Annotated in this window: 19 protein-coding genes; 7 read left to right on the top strand and 12 right to left on the bottom strand. The window is 66.1% G+C overall.

The window, feature by feature from the left end; all coding sequences use genetic code 11:
- The first annotated feature begins 33 nt into the window (after positions 1-33).
- Positions 34-999, top strand: coding sequence for a Gfo/Idh/MocA family protein (locus tag ACTDI4_RS17955; protein ID WP_442842446.1), 966 nt, complete (start codon positions 34-36; stop codon positions 997-999).
- A gap of 7 nt (positions 1,000-1,006) precedes the next feature.
- On the opposite strand, the gene mnmA is transcribed toward ACTDI4_RS17955, so the two are convergent.
- A complete protein-coding gene (gene mnmA / locus ACTDI4_RS17950; RefSeq protein ID WP_442842445.1) occupies positions 1,007-2,212 on the bottom strand; it encodes a tRNA 2-thiouridine(34) synthase MnmA in 1,206 nt (401 codons plus the stop codon).
- 262 nt (positions 2,213-2,474) lie between these two features.
- Between mnmA and sciP the strand changes: the two genes are divergently transcribed.
- Positions 2,475-2,750: a CtrA inhibitor SciP gene (gene sciP / locus ACTDI4_RS17945; RefSeq protein ID WP_019173843.1), complete on the top strand. Its 276-nt coding sequence runs from the start codon at positions 2,475-2,477 to the stop codon at positions 2,748-2,750.
- A gap of 272 nt (positions 2,751-3,022) precedes the next feature.
- Here the strand turns inward: sciP and ACTDI4_RS17940 are convergent, their stop codons facing one another.
- The gene (locus ACTDI4_RS17940) at positions 3,023-3,400 is read right to left on the bottom strand and encodes a flagellar export protein FliJ (protein WP_442842444.1); all 378 of its coding nucleotides are present in this window, start codon (positions 3,398-3,400) and stop codon (positions 3,023-3,025) included.
- 446 nt (positions 3,401-3,846) lie between these two features.
- On the opposite strand from ACTDI4_RS17940, the gene ctrA reads away from it, so the two are divergent.
- Positions 3,847-4,542, top strand: coding sequence for a response regulator transcription factor CtrA (ctrA, locus tag ACTDI4_RS17935; RefSeq protein WP_442842443.1), 696 nt, complete (start codon positions 3,847-3,849; stop codon positions 4,540-4,542).
- A gap of 271 nt (positions 4,543-4,813) precedes the next feature.
- On the opposite strand, the gene ACTDI4_RS17930 is transcribed toward ctrA, so the two are convergent.
- Both ACTDI4_RS17930 and chpT read right to left on the bottom strand, forming a co-directional pair.
- Positions 4,814-5,182 carry a response regulator gene (locus ACTDI4_RS17930; RefSeq protein ID WP_442842442.1) on the bottom strand — a complete coding sequence of 123 codons (369 nt, stop codon included), beginning with the start codon at positions 5,180-5,182 and terminating at the stop codon, positions 4,814-4,816.
- Between the two features lie 166 nt (positions 5,183-5,348).
- The gene (gene chpT / locus ACTDI4_RS17925) at positions 5,349-5,978 is read right to left on the bottom strand and encodes a histidine phosphotransferase ChpT (protein ID WP_442842441.1); all 630 of its coding nucleotides are present in this window, start codon (positions 5,976-5,978) and stop codon (positions 5,349-5,351) included.
- 383 nt (positions 5,979-6,361) lie between these two features.
- On the opposite strand from chpT, the gene ACTDI4_RS17920 reads away from it, so the two are divergent.
- The gene (locus tag ACTDI4_RS17920; RefSeq protein ID WP_442843391.1) at positions 6,362-6,898 is read left to right on the top strand and encodes a DUF1134 domain-containing protein; all 537 of its coding nucleotides are present in this window, start codon (positions 6,362-6,364) and stop codon (positions 6,896-6,898) included.
- Between the two features lie 107 nt (positions 6,899-7,005).
- Positions 7,006-8,199, top strand: coding sequence for a hypothetical protein (locus ACTDI4_RS17915; RefSeq protein ID WP_442842440.1), 1,194 nt, complete (start codon positions 7,006-7,008; stop codon positions 8,197-8,199).
- An 18-nt stretch (positions 8,200-8,217) separates the two neighbouring features.
- Here ACTDI4_RS17915 and ACTDI4_RS17910 read toward each other — a convergent pair whose 3' ends face one another.
- From ACTDI4_RS17910 to ACTDI4_RS17890, 5 genes are all read right to left on the bottom strand, one after another.
- Positions 8,218-9,021 carry a TrmH family RNA methyltransferase gene (locus ACTDI4_RS17910; protein ID WP_442842439.1) on the bottom strand — a complete coding sequence of 268 codons (804 nt, stop codon included), beginning with the start codon at positions 9,019-9,021 and terminating at the stop codon, positions 8,218-8,220.
- Between the two features lie 59 nt (positions 9,022-9,080).
- Entirely contained in the window at positions 9,081-9,449 is a 369-nt protein-coding gene (locus tag ACTDI4_RS17905) for an ArsR/SmtB family transcription factor (RefSeq protein WP_442842438.1), read from the bottom strand.
- Positions 9,450-9,611: 162 nt separating this feature from the next.
- On the bottom strand, positions 9,612-10,397 hold the full coding sequence (locus ACTDI4_RS17900) for a HugZ family pyridoxamine 5'-phosphate oxidase (protein WP_442843390.1): 786 nt from the start codon (positions 10,395-10,397) through the stop codon (positions 9,612-9,614).
- A gap of 82 nt (positions 10,398-10,479) precedes the next feature.
- Positions 10,480-11,241 (bottom strand): 3-hydroxyacyl-CoA dehydrogenase, encoded by a 762-nt coding sequence (locus ACTDI4_RS17895; protein ID WP_442842437.1) that lies wholly within the window; start codon positions 11,239-11,241, stop codon positions 10,480-10,482.
- Between the two features lie 84 nt (positions 11,242-11,325).
- Complete coding sequence (locus ACTDI4_RS17890) at positions 11,326-11,850, bottom strand: GNAT family N-acetyltransferase (RefSeq protein WP_442842436.1); 525 nt, start codon at positions 11,848-11,850, stop codon at positions 11,326-11,328.
- Positions 11,851-12,120: 270 nt separating this feature from the next.
- Here ACTDI4_RS17890 and ACTDI4_RS17885 point away from each other — a divergent pair, with 270 nt between their 5' ends.
- The gene (locus tag ACTDI4_RS17885) at positions 12,121-13,110 is read left to right on the top strand and encodes a glutathione S-transferase family protein (protein WP_442842435.1); all 990 of its coding nucleotides are present in this window, start codon (positions 12,121-12,123) and stop codon (positions 13,108-13,110) included.
- Positions 13,111-13,113: 3 nt separating this feature from the next.
- On the opposite strand, the gene ACTDI4_RS17880 is transcribed toward ACTDI4_RS17885, so the two are convergent.
- Positions 13,114-13,614 carry an NUDIX domain-containing protein gene (locus tag ACTDI4_RS17880; protein ID WP_442842434.1) on the bottom strand — a complete coding sequence of 167 codons (501 nt, stop codon included), beginning with the start codon at positions 13,612-13,614 and terminating at the stop codon, positions 13,114-13,116.
- 53 nt (positions 13,615-13,667) lie between these two features.
- Here ACTDI4_RS17880 and ACTDI4_RS17875 point away from each other — a divergent pair, with 53 nt between their 5' ends.
- A complete protein-coding gene (locus tag ACTDI4_RS17875; RefSeq protein ID WP_442842433.1) occupies positions 13,668-14,594 on the top strand; it encodes a metallophosphoesterase family protein in 927 nt (308 codons plus the stop codon).
- Here ACTDI4_RS17875 and ACTDI4_RS17870 read toward each other — a convergent pair.
- Positions 14,584-15,204: a hypothetical protein gene (locus ACTDI4_RS17870; protein WP_442842432.1), complete on the bottom strand. Its 621-nt coding sequence runs from the start codon at positions 15,202-15,204 to the stop codon at positions 14,584-14,586. The two genes, ACTDI4_RS17875 and ACTDI4_RS17870, sit on opposite strands and share 11 nt — an antisense overlap.
- Before the next feature lie 67 nt (positions 15,205-15,271).
- Positions 15,272-16,051, bottom strand: coding sequence for an alpha/beta fold hydrolase (locus tag ACTDI4_RS17865; protein ID WP_442842431.1), 780 nt, complete (start codon positions 16,049-16,051; stop codon positions 15,272-15,274).
- Between the last annotated feature and the right edge of the window lie 5 nt (positions 16,052-16,056).

Below are 16,056 nucleotides of genomic sequence, written 5' to 3'. Positions count from 1 at the left end.
GTCTCGCCCCAGACATCTCGAGTTCGAAAACCGATGAAACCGCGAATTGCAGTCCTTGGGTGCGGCTATTGGGGCGCAAACCACATCCGCACGCTGAAAGGGCTCGGTGCGCTGCACGCGGTCTCCGACGCCAACCGCGCCCGCGCCGAGGGCTTCGCCAGCGAGCAGGACTGTCTGGCCGTCGATCCCGACGAACTGTTCGCGCGCGATGACGTCGACGCCGTCGTCATGGCCCTGCCGCCGCAATTCCATGCCGAAACGGCGGTGCGCGCGGTCGAAGCCGGCAAGGACGTGCTGGTTGAGAAGCCGATCGCGCTCACCGTGGCGGATGCCGAGCGCGCCGTGCAGGCCGCGCAGGACAACGGCCGCGTCTTCATGGTCGGCCACGTGCTGCGCTTCCATCCCGCCTTCGAGAAACTCAAGGCGCTGGTCGACGAGGGCGAGCTTGGCGAGGTCCGCTACATCCACTCGCACCGGCTCGGCCTCGGCAAGTTCCACACCGAAAACGACGCGCTGTGGGACCTCGCGCCGCATGACCTGTCCATGATCCTGGCCATCACCGGCGCCGAGCCGACGGAGGTGCGCGGCGAGGGGGCGGCGCTGCTCGACCATCTCAGCGATTTCGCGCATCTGCACATGCGCTTTCCCAACGGCGTGAGCGGCCATCTCTTCGCCTCGCGGCTCAACCCCTATCGCGAGCGGCGGCTGACGGTGGTGGGCGCCAAGGCGATGGCGGTGTTCGACGACGTCGAGCCGTGGGAGCGCAAGCTCGCCGTCTACCGCCATGCGGTGTGGCAGGACAGCGGCCATTGGGCCTTCACCGCCAACGAGCCCGCCTATGTGCCGGTGGAGCACGGCATGCCGCTGACGCGCGAGCTGGAACATTTCATCCACTGCGTCGAAACGCGGCAGACCCCGCGCACCGATGGCGAGGAGGCGGTGCGGGTACTGCGCATCCTCACCGCCGGCACCGTCACCCACGACGGCTTCAGAAAGTAGGGCCGGCCTATTCGGCGGGCATGGGGGCGGGGCGCGCGGCAAGCCGCGACAGCATGGCCTCGGCCTCGGCCCCGCGCTCCGAGCGCTCGATGAAGCCGCCGCCGAAGACGCGTGCGTCGTTGCCGTCGTCGGAATAGAGCACGCAGGCCTGGCCGGGCGCCACGCCGGACTCTCCCTGTGCCAGCTCCACCCAGGTCGCGCCCGCCTCGTGGTGCAGCACGGCGGGGCGGGGCGGCCGCGTGGAGCGCACCTTGGCGAACAGTTCCATGCCCGCGGCCGGAACGTCCGACAGGGGGCCGTCCCCCAGCCAGTTCATATCGCGCAGGTAGATCTTGTGTGTTTCCAGCGCCTCGCGCGGGCCGACGACCACGCGCGCATGGTCGGCGTCGAGATGCACCACGTAGAGCGGGTCGCCGGACGCGACGCCGATGCCGCGGCGCTGGCCGATCGTATAGCGTAATATGCCCTCGTGGCGGCCGAGCACCCGCCCGTCAATATGGACGATCTCACCGGGCGTTGCCGCAGAAGGTCGCAGCTTGGCGATGATGTCGGAATATTTGCCTTGCGGCACGAAGCAAATGTCCTGGCTGTCGTGCTTGGCGGCGACCACAAGCCCCATTTCCTCGGCAATGGCGCGCACTTCGGATTTCGGCAGGCCGCCCAGGGGAAAACGCAGATAATCGATCTGCGCCTGGGTGGTGGCGAAGAGGAAATAGCTCTGGTCGCGGTCGGCGTCGACCGGGCGGTAGAGGGCCCTATGTCCGCCACCGTTGGGTGCGCCGTTGGCGCGGCTGCGAATATAGTGGCCGGTGGCCAGCGCATCCGCGCCCAGTTCCTGCGCGGTCGCCAGAAGGTCGGCGAATTTCACCGTCTGGTTGCAGGCCACGCACGGAATGGGCGTCTCGCCATGCATGTAGCTCTCGGCGAACGGGTCGATGACGGCCTTGCGGAAACGTTCCTCGTAGTCGAGCACGTAATGCGGAATGCCCAGCGTTTCGGAAACGCGGCGGGCGTCGTCGATGTCCTGTCCGGCGCAGCAGGAGCCGGCGCGGTGGGTGGCCGCGCCATGGTCGTAGAGTTGCAGCGTGACGCCGACGACGTCATAGCCCTCGCGTTTGAGCAGTCCGGCCACGACGGATGAATCGACGCCGCCCGACATGGCGACGACGACACGCGTATCCTGCGGGCGTCCGGGAAGGTCGAGGCTGTTCATTTTGTCCGTTCCGAAATGCCGCCGCTTGTCGCGGCAGGTCAAATATAGGGCAGGCTCCCTATGCGCGCCAGCCGTGTCGGTCCGCGGTCCCTGCCTGCCGGCCCTGGAGGGAGATGTTCGGCAATTGGCTCAAATGCTTGGCGAAAACCTAACGTGACGTTCACAAAGCTTACCTATCTCTTAGAGACCGCTTAGGCAATTTTTAAAGCTGTGGCGGTAGTGTGGCGGGGATTGGGTCTGTGCGTTTTTAGTAGAGAGTATGATGACCGATCTGGTTAGACCGCGAGTCAAATACGTTATCGGGCCCGACGGCAGCCCGCTTACAATTGCCGATCTGCCGCCGTCCAATACGCGCCGCTGGGTTATCCGGCGCAAGGCGGAAGTGGTGGCGGCCGTGAGGGGAGGGTTGCTGAGCCTGGACGAAGCCTGCCAGCGCTACAAGCTGACCACGGAGGAATTCCTGTCCTGGCAGGCATCCATCGACGAATATGGCCTTGCCGGGCTGCGCACCACGCGCATCCAGCAATACCGGCACTGAAACGCGCAAGGCGTTTTGCTGAATCGATGAGGGCGCGGGGTTTCCGCGCTCTTTTCACGAGGCGGGTCCCGATGGCGACGCCGCTTCGCCTGTCGGACTGGTGTGGTTCGGCTGGTACGCGTTTTCGAGGCTGGCGTTCAGGCTGTTGCCCGCCGCGCGTCTTCGCGCTGACTTTCAGGCGGTAGGATTTCTCCGCCTTTCCGGCCTCGCCCTGGCCCTTTCCCGTCTTCGAGGCAGTTGCCGGCTTGCTTGCGCCCGCCGGCGTGGCCGAGCTAGCCGATCATGGCGCTGCGGCCGCCGGTCTCCACCTCGCGCGCCCGGCCGTCGCGTGATTCCAGCATCTCGGCCTTCGCAAGCTCCGCTTCAGCCTCGGCAAGTAATGATTCGGCTGCTTGCCGCTGCTGCGCGAGGTCGGCCAGAGAATCCCTGAGGTTGTCGCAACGCAGACGCGCGGCCTTGGCGAAGGTCGGATAGGCGAAATGATTGACGTCGGTAATGCCGGCCTTCTTTTCCTCGGCGGTGATCTGAAGCTCCAGTTCGCCGGCCATGCGCTCGAATTCGGCAATCATCATGTCGAGCTGCAGCAACTGCCGCCGCTTCTCATTCACCTGAAACTGCTTCAGACGAACGAGGTTTTGACGTGACTTCATAACTCGGCACTCCCGCTAGCGCATATTTGCACTTGATCGTCCCATCGGCTTTGCCCGGCCTGGCCGTTCCGCGTCCTGCGCAGCGCGGCTGGCAATGGGAAACAAACTCCTAAAGTTTTTTGCGCCGGTAACCTTTCGTTTACGGGCATTGTTAATCATAGGCGGCAGGGCTTAAGGCGGGGTAAAAATTCCAGACCCGGTCGGCACGGCAAGCGAAGAGTCGGTTGAGTCGCTTAACGCAATTTCTTAATGCGTCACATGAGGTGACGGGTCGGCAGATTCGCCAAAGGATTCAAGTGTGTGTGGAAAACGGTTAAAAAACCTGCTATCGACCGGAGTGGGGAATCAGGTTTTGTTAACCAATCAGTGGCAGCTTCGGTCAGGCAATCACTGCTCCGGTTCCGGACGGGTCGCGAGATGGTCCGGCAGCAGAAAAGGGGATTAAAATGCGTGTTCTGCTGATAGAAGACGACAGTGCAACCGCACAGAGCATCGAACTGATGCTGAAATCGGAGAGCTTCAACGTCTACACGACGGACCTCGGCGAGGAGGGCGTCGACCTGGGCAAGCTCTACGACTACGACATCATCCTGCTCGACCTCAACCTGCCCGACATGTCGGGCTACGAGGTGCTGCGGACGCTTCGCCTGTCCAAGGTAAAGACACCGATCCTGATCCTGTCCGGCATGGCCGGCATCGAGGACAAGGTGCGCGGGCTCGGCTTCGGCGCCGACGACTATATGACCAAGCCGTTTCACAAGGACGAACTGGTCGCGCGAATCCATGCCATCGTGCGTCGCTCCAAGGGCCATGCCCAGTCGGTCATCACCACGGGCGATCTCATCGTCAATCTCGATGCCAAGACTGTCGAGGTCGGCGGCCAGCGCGTGCACCTGACCGGCAAGGAATACCAGATGCTGGAGCTGCTTTCGCTGCGCAAGGGCACCACGCTAACGAAGGAGATGTTCCTGAACCACCTCTATGGCGGCATGGACGAGCCGGAGTTGAAGATCATCGACGTCTTCATCTGCAAGTTGCGCAAGAAGCTCGACGCGGCGTCCGGCGGGCAGAACTATATCGAGACGGTCTGGGGACGCGGCTATGTGCTGCGCGAGCCCGAGGATATCCGCGAAAGCGCGTAACTACCCGTCGCCGTGGCGCATCGGGCGTCCTTTCCAGAGATGGCCACCTGATATAACTATCGGATCGGAAAGGCTTTTTCGGAGCCGCTGCGTGCTTTCCGATCGGCGGCCTGACAAAAAGCCCGGCGCAAGGCCGGGCTTTTGCTTTTGCGCGCTACAACCGCGATGGCGGATCACCATGCGTCCTGGCGGACGCTTGCTGCGGCTTTTTCCTTAGCCGGCGCATAGGATTTTCTGAAGCCGGCTTCCGATTTTCGGTTCGATGCTCTGGTCAGGCTGCGGCTTGCAGCGTGCGGAAGCGCTCAAGAAGCTGCGGACGGTTGAACGGCTTGAGCAAATAGCCATGCGCGCCGGCGCGTTTGGCGCGCATGATGGCAGCGACCTCCACTTCCACCAGCGAGACCAGGATCTGCGGCGGGAACTGCCCGGCGGCGGCGCGAATCCTGCGGATCAGCTCCGTCGCCGGCATGTCCTCCAGATTGCCGTCGACAACGATCACGTCAGGCATCTCGAAGGCGCACATGTCAAGCGCTTCCTGCCCGGAAGATGCCTCCGTCACGATCATGTCGGGACCGTTCAGGATGCGTTTCGCAACCTTGCGGATGACACTCGAATCGTCGACGAACATGCAGCGCTTCATTTCCCGGTCCCCTTCACCGTCCCCCATGCCGGAAGCCCCGGACATCTGACGCGGAGCTTAGGGGCTGGCCGTAAAGAAGCCGAAAAGGCTTTGGGTAAAATTTTTGCAAAGAACGGTCCCGGCGCCGGGCTTTCCGTTCAGGCCGCTGCGCACCCTGGTCGACGCCTCATGCCGCGGTAAGGGTGATCTCCTCGGGGGTGGCATGGATCGAGATCGTCATGCCGGCCTCGCGTGCCAGCAGCAGCGTGTAGTAGGGCTGCACCGCATGGGCGTCGATCGGCTCTTCCGGCACCGCGCCGGAATGAAGCTCCAGGAATTTCGGCGGCACGCGCAGCATCGGGCCGCTCACGGCGAGCGTGAAGCGCGGCTCCGTCTCCACGTCCTGCAATGCCACGCCGAGCTTGCCGCCGCGCGGAATGGCGGCATTGGCGACGAGCACGAGGTTGAGCAGCAGCTTGACCTTGTTCTTGGGAAGCAGCGCGCGGTTGCCGGTCCAGGTCAATTCCGGCTTCTCGTTCTTCAGGAAGGCGGCGGCCACGGCTTCCGCGTCGCCCGTGTCGATGAGCATGCCGGCCGAGCCCGCCGCGCCGAAGGCGATGCGGGCGAACTGCAGCCGCGCCGAAGCGTTGCGGGCGCTCTGGCGAATCAGGTTCATGGCGTCCTCGTCGGCGCCCCCTTCATCGAGCAGTTCGAGGCCGTTGTTGATCGCGCCGACGGGCGAGATGATGTCGTGACAGACCCGGCTGCACAGCAAGGCGGCGAGATCGGTGGCGGAAAGGGTGAAAAGCTCGGCCATGGCCCCTCTCAAAGTCTTGCATCCATCGGCCGGCGGGACGGGGCGGGCCGATGGTGCGAATCATGCTTGCCCGTTCGATTCTGGATATACGGCCGGTGCGGGTACGGCAACAAACGGTGCGAATTCCGGTGCACGCATTGTCCGCTCCTGTCGGGAAGGCGACCGCGCGCGTGTGCGCGGGCGGCAGCCTTCTAACGGCCATCTTCATGTGAAGGGTAGTTAATGCTTGAAAAAGAATTACGGCTTAGTTTGCGTTAAGAAAGTCATATAAGCGGCCGGCAAGAGCCGCGTCCCGAGGCGCCGGCGAAGGGCTCCCTGACGGAGATTTGAAAAGCATGCTATCCCGTTTTTGCGACCGGCGCGGCCTGTTCAGCGCCATCGCCATGATGTTGGCGCTCGCAGGCGCGCTCGTTCTTTCCGCTTCGCCTTCGCGGGCGCAGGAATACACGGCACAGGAGATCGTCGATTCAGGTCACCGCTTCTTCGGTTCCGCCTCCGGGGGGTTGGCCACGGTGGTGGAGAAGATCTTCGCGTCCTACGGCCTGCCCAACGGCTATCTGCTGGGCGAGGAGGGCTCGGGCGCGCTGATCGGCGGCCTGACCTATGGCGAGGGCACGCTCTACACCAAGAATGCCGGCGACCATAAGGTGTTCTGGCAGGGGCCTTCGCTGGGCTGGGATTTCGGCGGCGAGGGGTCCCGGGTCATGATGCTGGTCTACAATCTCGACGACGTGAGCAGCCTCTACAACCGTTTCGGAGGCGTGGCCGGGTCCGCCTATGTGGTGGCGGGCGTCGGCTTCAACGTGCTCAAGGCCGGCAATCTGGTGCTGGTGCCGATCCGCACCGGCGTCGGCGCGCGGCTCGGGATCAATCTGGGCTACCTCAAGCTGACGCAGGAGCCGACCTGGAATCCGTTCTGAGCAGGCGCCTGCGCATTTGCAGGCTCTTGCCGTGCGGCCGGTTTTCCGTCATGCGAAGACGGTGCAGCTTGGCGGCGGTCGTCATGATCCGGAACGGGTAGGTCGTCTTGGTCCAGTCGGTCCTGTTCTTCATTCTCGGCTTTCTCGCCGCCACCTTCCTGGTTGTGCTGGTGGGGCCGGCGGTATGGCGGCGCGCGGTGGTGCTGACGCGCCGGCGCATAGCCGCGGCGGCCCCGCTGACGCTTGCCGAGATGCAGGCCGACAAGGACCGCATCCGCGCCGGCTTCGCGTTGACGGCGCGAAAGCTGGAAATGGAGATCAAGGCGCTGAAGGACCGTGTGGCGGCGCAGATGGTCGAGCTGGGCCGTGCCGGCGAGGAGCTGAAGACGCTGGCGGCTGAGCGCGACTCGCAGGGGCAGGCCCTGGCCGCCGAGCAGGCCAGGGATGCCGAACTGGAGGCGATGCTGGAGGAGCGCGGCGGGCAGGTCCGGACCCTTACCGAAAAGCTTGCCGAGGCGGAAAGCCTGCTGGAAGAGCGGGCCCTGGAACTGAAGAAGCTCGGGAACCTCTACGAGGAGGCCAGCTTTTCCTCCAGCAACCGGCAGATCGAACTGGTCGCGCGGGAGTCGGAGCTGGAAAAGCTGTCGAACGACATCGCCGTGCTGCGTGCCCAGCGCAAGGAGGCCGACAAGCGCCAACGCGACTTCGCCGCCGAGAGCAGGGCGGTGGTGGAAGCGCTCAAGAACGAGAGAAAGAAGGTCACCGGCCTCGACCGCAAGCTGGAGAAGCTCATGGCCACGCTGGCAGACCGCGAGGACAAGCTCGACCGCCGCGAAGGCGAGTTGGCCAGGCTGCGCCAGAAGCTGGAAGGCCGGGAGCAAGCTGCACCCTCGCCTGACACTGCTGTCGGGCCGGAAAGCCGCGATGCTGCTGCGCCGGCGGGAACCCAGGGCAGCGAGATCGACAGGGCGGTCGCCAGGCTGAACGCCGATCGCGAGCAACTGGAGGCGCGCCTCATCGCCCTTGCGCGTGAGAACAGGCAGCTCAAGACCGATCTCGCGACCATCGAAGGGCCGGCGAACGGCCGGTCGGGCGCTGAGCAGCGGGACGGCGAATTGCGCGAGCAGATGAGCGACCTCGCTGCCGAGGTCGTCCATCTGGCGGCCATGCTCGAGGGGCCGGACTCGGCGATCGCGAAAGCGCTGGCGGCGCCCGAGCCGGACGGCGGCCTGCAGGCCGGGCGCATGCGCAGCCTGGCGGATCGGGTGCGGGCGCTGCAGAAGGCGGCGCCGCCCGGCTGAGCCGCGCGGGGGCCGGCTTCAGGGACTGCCGGCGCGGAAATGATGCAGCGCGATGGCCGAAGCGGCGGCGACGTTCAGGCTGTCGAAGCCCTCGGCCATGCCGATCCGCAATCCATGGAGCTGCGACAGCAGGCTTTCGGGCAGTCCTTCGCCCTCCGTCCCGAGATAGAGCGCGGCCCGGGCGCCGCCCGGCGCCTGGCGGATGTCGGTGCGGCCACGCGGCGAGAGCGCATATTGCGCGAAGCCCAGGCTTTCCAGTGTTTCGGCAAAGGCATGCGTATCGGAGAAGGTGGCGAACGGGACCTTCAGCGCCGCGCCCACCGACACGCGGATGGCCTTGCGGTAGAGCGGGTCGCAACAGGTCTGATCGATGAACACGGCGTCGGCGCCGAAAGCGGCGGCGTTTCGGAAGATCGAGCCGATATTGTCGTGGTTGGCGATGCCCACGAGCACCAGCACGAGCGCCCGGGCCGGCAGGGCGGCAAGCAGAGCCTGCGCCGGCAAAGGATCGCCCCTGCGGCCGATCGCCAGCACCCCGCGGTGCATGTGAAAGCCTGCGATGCGGTCCATGACCGCGCCGTTTGCCGCATAGACCGGCACATGCGCCGGCACCTTGCGCAGCACGTGGTCAAGGCCGGCCAGCCTGTTCTCCAAGACCAGCACGGATTCCGGCGCGAAACGCCCGCTGCCCAGCAAGACGTCGAGCACCACCTTGCCTTCCGCGATAAAGCGGCCCTGTCTGCCCACCAGGTCGCGCTCGCGAATGTCGAGATAGGCGCCGACGCGCGGGTCTGCGGGGTCGTGGATGCGGACGGGTTCCATCAGGCGCTCAGTAGCCTAATGCTTCTTTCGAAGTAAAGGCGAGCCTCCCGCAGGGATGCTCAGTCCTTCGCGCCAACCAGCATCTCTCCGCTGCGTCGGTCGAGCTTGCCGTCCATCTGCGCCTGATGCAGCCTGCTTGTGCCGAAGAACTCGCTGAGCATGGACAAAAGGCGCCGCACCGCCTCGGCGTCGCAGGAATAGTAGATCATCTGCCGGTCGCGGCGCGTCTGCACCAGCCCCGCCGCCCGCAGCTTGGCCAGATGCTGCGAAAGCGCCGACTGGCTGAGTTCGACCTTGTCGGCAATGGCACCGACCGACAGTTCCGTGTCCATCAGATGGGCCATGATGGCGAGGCGCTTTTCGTTGCCCATCAGTGTCAGGAATGTCGCCGCTGCCTCGATATCGGCAATACGCTTGTGTAACATCATTTGTGCCCCATGGGCTCCCCACCGAGCGGCGCCATGGGGGCAATGGCACCGGCACGTCCGTCAATCTTAAAATGATCCGATGCAATCACCGGCTGTATAGATCAAACTAGGACATTCCGGCTAAATCGCAAGTCCCGGAACCGCCGGAGGGCTGCAAAAGCCTCAGGGCTGTTGCCCTTGTGCCGCGCGGCCGTCCTTGGCCATGAGGACGAGGATGCGCCGCAGTTCGTCGGCAGCGGCAAGCGGTGCGGGGAAGAAGACGCGCCGCACTTCGTCGCCGGCGGCAAGGTCCATGCCGTCGGCGTCCAGGCCGGTCAGGACCCAGCCGTCGCCCTGCGCCCTGGCGTAGTGACGGGCATAGACGGCGACCGCGTCGAGATGCTCGGCGTTCATATGGTCCAGCGCCGGCTGCTCGGCCGCGGCAAGTCTATCGTTGATCTCGCCGGTGGTCAGGAGATCGGGACGGTCGAGCAGATAGGCTTTGCCGAAGCCGCCGTTCAGGCTGGCGTGCTCCAGTTCGAGGCGGAAGATCGCGAAGTCGCCCAACCCGGCATAGAGCTTCGCCTTGGGATTGCGATTGAGGTAGCGCCGCTCGGCGCGGGCATGGTCGGGTGTGCCGCGTTCCAGCCGCCTTGCCCGGCACACCAGCGTGATGCGCGCATGCGCGAGCGCATCTCCCTTGCCAGGCTCGCCCAGCAGCAGCGAACAACGCGGATCGGCAACGATCGCGCCGGTATGGGCCGACAGCGCCGAGACCAGGATCAGCGGCGTGCCGTCGATGTCGGTGGCGACGCCCACGCGGCTGGCCAGCGGGCCGCCGGTGGCCGGGTCCAGCACGGCGAGCGCGCCGAAGCGGGCAGACCGCAGCAAGGTCTTGCCAAGGCGGATCGCCTCCGCATCGGTCTGCCGGATGACATCCTTCTTCGGCTGTTCCACCTTGCCCACCATAAGTTGATTTATCTTGTCCACTTATTGGCCGAACAGGCGGGGTTTGACAAGGCCGCAGGCGGCCCTGTCCTGATCCCAGCCCTTATTTCGGGGCCATGCGGATGGCGCCGTCCAGGCGGATGGTTTCGCCGTTCAGCATCTGGTTTTCCACGATGTGCAGGGCCAGCGCGCCATATTCGGACGGCTCGCCCAGGCGGGGCGGGAAGGGAACGGCAGCGCCGAGCGAATCCTGCACTTCCTGCGGCATGCCGGCCATCATCGGCGTCTTGAAGATGCCCGGCGCGATGGTGCACACCCGGATGCCGGAGCGGGCGAGATCGCGCGCGACAGGCAGCGTCATGCCCACCACGCCGCCCTTGGAGGCGGAATAGGCGGCCTGGCCGATCTGGCCGTCATAGGCGGCCACGGAGGCGGTGTTGACGATGACGCCGCGCTCGCCGCCCTCCAGCGGGTCGAGCTTCGCGGCGCGGTCGGCCATCAGGCGGATCATGTTGAAGCTGCCGATCAGGTTGATCTCGATCACCCGGCGGAACTGGTCGAGAGGATGCGGGCCGTCCTTGCCGACGGTCTTTACGCCGATGGCGATGCCGGCGCAGTTGACGAGGATGCGCGGCACGCCGAGCTTGTCCACGACCTCTGCCACCGCCGCCTCGCCGGCTTCGGCGCTGGAGACGTCGCATTGCACGGCAATGCCGCCGATCTCGGTGGCGACCTTGGCCGCGCGGTCGAGGCCGATGTCGAGGATGGCGACCTTGGCGCCCTTGGCGTGCAGCGCGCGCGCCGTCGCCTCGCCGAGGCCGGAACCGCCCCCTGTCACGATCGCGATCTGGTTGCTGGGGTTCATGGGCCGGCCTTTCTGTCCACGGTAGGTGTCTCGTCTGCGCCCGCTCTTACGGGGCGCGGCGGCAAAGCGCAACGGCGGCCTTTTTCAGGCGGGCTCCACGGCATTGGCGCAATCGGCATGGTCGACCATGCCCGACAGGGCGGCCACCGCGCCGGGCACGATCTCGTGCGCCAGCACCCGGTTGTAGTCCACCGGGCGGGGCATGGAAAGCTGGCCGTATGGAACCTTGTCGAAGCCGAGCGGGCCGTAATAGGGCGCGTCGCCCACCAGCAGCACCGCCGGCCATCCGCCGTCCCTGGCAGCCTTCAAGGCCATTGCCACCAGCTTGCGGCCGATGCCGAGGTTCTTGTAGGCCGGCCGCACGGCCAGCGGGCCGAGCAGCAGCGCGCGGCCTGCGCCGGCGGTAACGCGGGTCATGCGCACCGAGGCGATCACGGTGTCGCCGTCCACGGCCACGAAAGACAGCGCCTGCTCGTGCGGCCCGCCTTCGCGGATCTTGTAGGCGGCACGCGCGAAGCGGCCCGGTCCGAAGGCTTCCTCGTTGATGGCTTCGATTTCGGGATCGTGCGCCGGGGTTTCCGGCATAAAGGTCACGTCGGCAAGGCTCATGGTCTTTGCAATCCGGTATGCAGAAAAAGGATGCCGCAAGCGGCAATGTTCGCCAGCAGGCGCCTGATCAGGCGCGGGCGTCCTTTCGTCGTCGGTCGAACCGGATGGTGGCCATGGAGTCCAGCATGATGGGCTCCCCGCTAGCATCAAATCCCTTGCCCGGCAACGGGGCTTTTGCCGCGACCGGCCAATTGACGCTCTGTTCAGCGCATTGCCGTTTCCCCGGACCTCACGGGCGCCTACATGGGTGGAGACGAAAAGGAGCGCGAAATGGGACTGTTGGTCGAAGGCAAGTGGCAGGATCGCTGGTACGATACGAAGCAGAGCGGCGGACGCTTCGTGCGCGGGCAATCGCAATGGCGCGACCAGGTCACGGCCGACGGCAGGCCGGCCGAGGGGCGCACGCGCGGCTTCAAGGCCGAGCCCGGGCGCTATCACCTCTACGTATCGCTGGCATGCCCCTGGGCGCACCGCACGCTGATCTTCCGAAAGCTGAAGAAGCTGGAGGACATCATCTCGGTTTCGGTCGTTGACCCGTTCATGGGCGAGAACGGCTGGACGTTCCAGAAGCAGGACGGCGCCACCGGCGACACGCTGTACGGGTTCGAGTTCCTGCACCAGGTCTACACCAGGGCCGACCCTGCCTATAGCGGCCGGGTGACGGTGCCGGTGCTGTGGGACAAGCAGGGGCAGACCATCGTCAACAACGAATCATCCGAGATCATCCGCATGCTGAACTCGGCCTTCGACGCATGGGGGGATGCAAGCCTCGACTTCTATCCGCAGGCGCTGCGCGCGGAGATCGACGCGCTCAACGACCTGATCTATCCGGCGGTCAACAACGGCGTCTACCGGGCCGGCTTCGCCACCACGCAGGAAGCCTATGAGGAGGCGTTCGGCGAGCTTTTCTCGACGCTCGACCAGTTGGAGGAGCGGCTGTCGCGCCGGCGCTATCTGACGGGCGAACGCATCACCGAGGCGGATTGGCGCCTGTTCACGACGCTGGTGCGCTTCGATCCGGTCTATGTCGGCCACTTCAAGTGCAATTTGCGCCGCATCGCCGACTATCCAAACCTGTCGAACTACCTGCGCGATCTGTATCAGGTGCCAGGCGTGGCGGAGACGGTGAACCTGTCCCACATCAAGCAGCACTACTATCGCAGCCATCCCACCATCAACCCCACCCGCATCGTCCCGCTCGGGCCGGAAATCGACTATGGCGCGGCGCACGACCGCGACCGCTTCCGCAAGGCGGCGTGAGGCCTACCAGTAGGGTGACGGCGGCGCCTCGCCGAACACTTCGGCGATGCGCCTGAGCGTGGCCGGCGTCACGCCGTCGGGCAGGGCGTCGAGCGCAAAGAAGCCGGCCTCGGCGATCTCGCCGTCCGCCAGCTTTGGCGCGGTCTGGCGGAAGCCTTCGATCAGGTAGAGGCCGACATGATCGCGTCGGCTGGCCATCCGGTTGAAATGCATGGAGCGCAGCATGGGCGGCGCGGTCAGCACGATGTTGCCTTCCTCGGCCATCTCGCGCGCGAGCGATTCCTCCATGGTCTCGCCGGTCTCGACGCCGCCGCCCGGCAATTGCCAGCCCGGCACATAGGTGTGGCGGATGAGGAAGACCGAGTTGGCGGCGCGGTCGTGGACGAGCCCGCGCACGCCGAGCGTCATCGGCCTGCGCAGCACGAAATAGGTGTGGAACAGCCTCGCCCGCAGGCCGGGCCAGCCGGTCTGGCGAAATGGCCGTTCGGGATCGGCGGCGCTCATCGCTCGCGAAACCATGAGTGGAAAGGCGCGCGCCCGTCACGTAATAAGACTAAATGTTCCGGCTTGCGCATCTGTCCGACGTCCATCTTGGGCCCTTGCCCGATGTAACCTATCGCGATCTCGCCTCCAAGCGCGTGGTCGGCTACGTCAACTGGCAGCGCAACCGCCGCCGCCACATGCACGATGCCGTGATCGACACGCTGGTGGGGGACCTGAGGGCAAGCGAGCCCGCCCATATCGCCGTGACCGGCGACCTTGTGAACCTGGCGCTGGACGGCGAAATCGAGATGGCGCGGCTGTGGCTGGAGACGCTGGGCGCGCCACGCGACGTCTCGGTGGTGCCCGGCAACCACGACGCCTATGTTCCCGGCGCCTTCGACAAGATTTGCCGGTCCTGGGGGGCATGGATGACTGGCGACGGCGCCAACGGACCGGTGGACCGGCATTCCTTTCCATATCTGAGGGTGCGCGGGCCGGTGGCGCTGATCGGCGTGTCGACCGCGCGTGCCACCGCCCCCTTCATGGCCAACGGCTTCTTCGAGGCGGGGCAGGCGGAAAGGCTGGGCCGGCTGCTGGAAGCGACGGGCCGCGACGGGCTGCTGCGCGTGGTGATGATCCACCATCCGCCGGTGCGCGGCGCTGTGGCCCAGCACAAGCGGCTTTTCGGCATCGGCCGCTTCCAGAAGATCGTGCGGCGCCACGGTGCCGAACTGGTGCTGCACGGACATTCGCACGAGCCGACGCTCTATTGGATCGGCCGGGGCACCAAGGTCCCGGTGGTGGGCGTGGCTGCCGCCGGCCAGGCGCCGGGCGGGCGGCACACGGCGGCGCAATACAATCTCATCGATGTCGGCGAGGGACAGGGAAGCTGGCGCATCCGCATCACCCGGCGCGGGCTGACCGGACCCGCCATGCCGCCCGTCGACCTGGAAACGCAGGAGTTCCGGGTGGCGGCGCCGGGGGCGCTGGTCAAAAGCTGATGTTCATCTCCGCCAGGCGGTTCCACAAAAGCACGATGGAGAGCGCAAGTCCGACCAGGGCGCCGGCTGCCACCAGCGCCAGCGCCGAGAAGAAGGCCCCCCATGCCTTCCTGCGCCGGGAGGTCGCGCTGAGCGGCGGCTCGGCCTCGCCTACCACCGGGCGGGCGACGCTGGCCACTGCGGGCTCGCCGAGCCCCTCCATCAGCCGCTGGTGCTCGACCACGCGCTCGGCCACGTAGCGCGTGACATGGTCGACGATCGGCTTCATGTCGGTGGATTCGGCCATCACCACGCGCCCGATGCGGGTGTCCTTGAGAAAACGATAGGTGCGCCGGTCGCGGCCCATGGCGACATGGCTCACGGCGTCTATCCACAGGCGCGGCTGCAGGCCGGAGGAAACGGCGAAATCGAAATTGTCGATCTCTGCCGGCACCTCGGCAAAGACGGGCGCCAGTTCCGCCGCCAGCAGGTCGAGCCGCATGCGGTGCGCCTCGCGCATGTCGACGACCACGTCGTCGCGGTCGGCCAGCGCGTTCTTCACGTCGCGGATGGCGGCGGACAGGGCGCGCGAGGGCGGCGCGGGGGGCAGGTTTTCGCCGGCGTTTTTCATGGGGTGCCTCGAAAAGTGGTTAACGAGGATTTACCACAACGGCGAAAGAATTGCATCCGGCCGAACGTCAGCGGCCTTCGCCTTGCGTCCGCTCCATCGCGGCGAGGATCAGGCCCGCCACCAGACCAGGCGCCTCGTCGATCAGCATATGACCGGCGCCTTCCACGCGATGCAGCCGGAAGGCCGGCGGCAGGTCGTCCGCTTGGGAGACGGGCAGCACGCGGTCGTGGCTGCCCCATGCCACCGAAACCGGCATGGAAAGGCCGGCCAGCATCTCGCGCGGAATCCTGCCTTGCCGGTCGCCGCGCGTCATGGCGGCGGCGATCTCGACCAGCTTCTGCGCCTGTCCCGGCAGGGCGCGCATGGCCACGCGCATATCCACCGCCCGCTGCGGCACGTCGTGGCCCGGCCCCGACATCTCGGCCAGACAGGAGCGGATATCGGCCGGCTCCGTGGCGGCGGCGTAGCGGCGCAGCAGCGGGGCATTGATCTCCTCGCCGAAGCCGCCGGGCGCCAGCAGCGTCAGCGAGGCCACGCGCTGGGGCGCTGCCAGCGCCATCAGCACCGCCACCGCGCCACCCATGGAATGGCCCGCGACATGGGCGCTGCCGATGCCGCGGGCGTCCATGTCGGCCAGCACCGCAGCGGCGGCAAGCTTGGCCGGCCCCGCGCCGGGATAATCCAGGGAGCGGCCATGGCCGGGCAGGTCGAAAGCCACCACCCGCGCCCCTTCTGCAAGGCTGGGGACCAGACCGGCCCAGTCGGCATGGGTGCCCCCGAAACCATGCAGCAACAGCATGGCCTGCGTGCCGGCGCCGTTTTCCTGTACATGAAGGCGTGCCGTCATGGCGT

This window comes from Mesorhizobium sp. PUT5, assembly GCF_052216645.1.
GTDB lineage: Bacteria > Pseudomonadota > Alphaproteobacteria > Rhizobiales > Rhizobiaceae > Mesorhizobium.
This window is presented reverse-complemented; position numbering and strand designations above follow the sequence as displayed.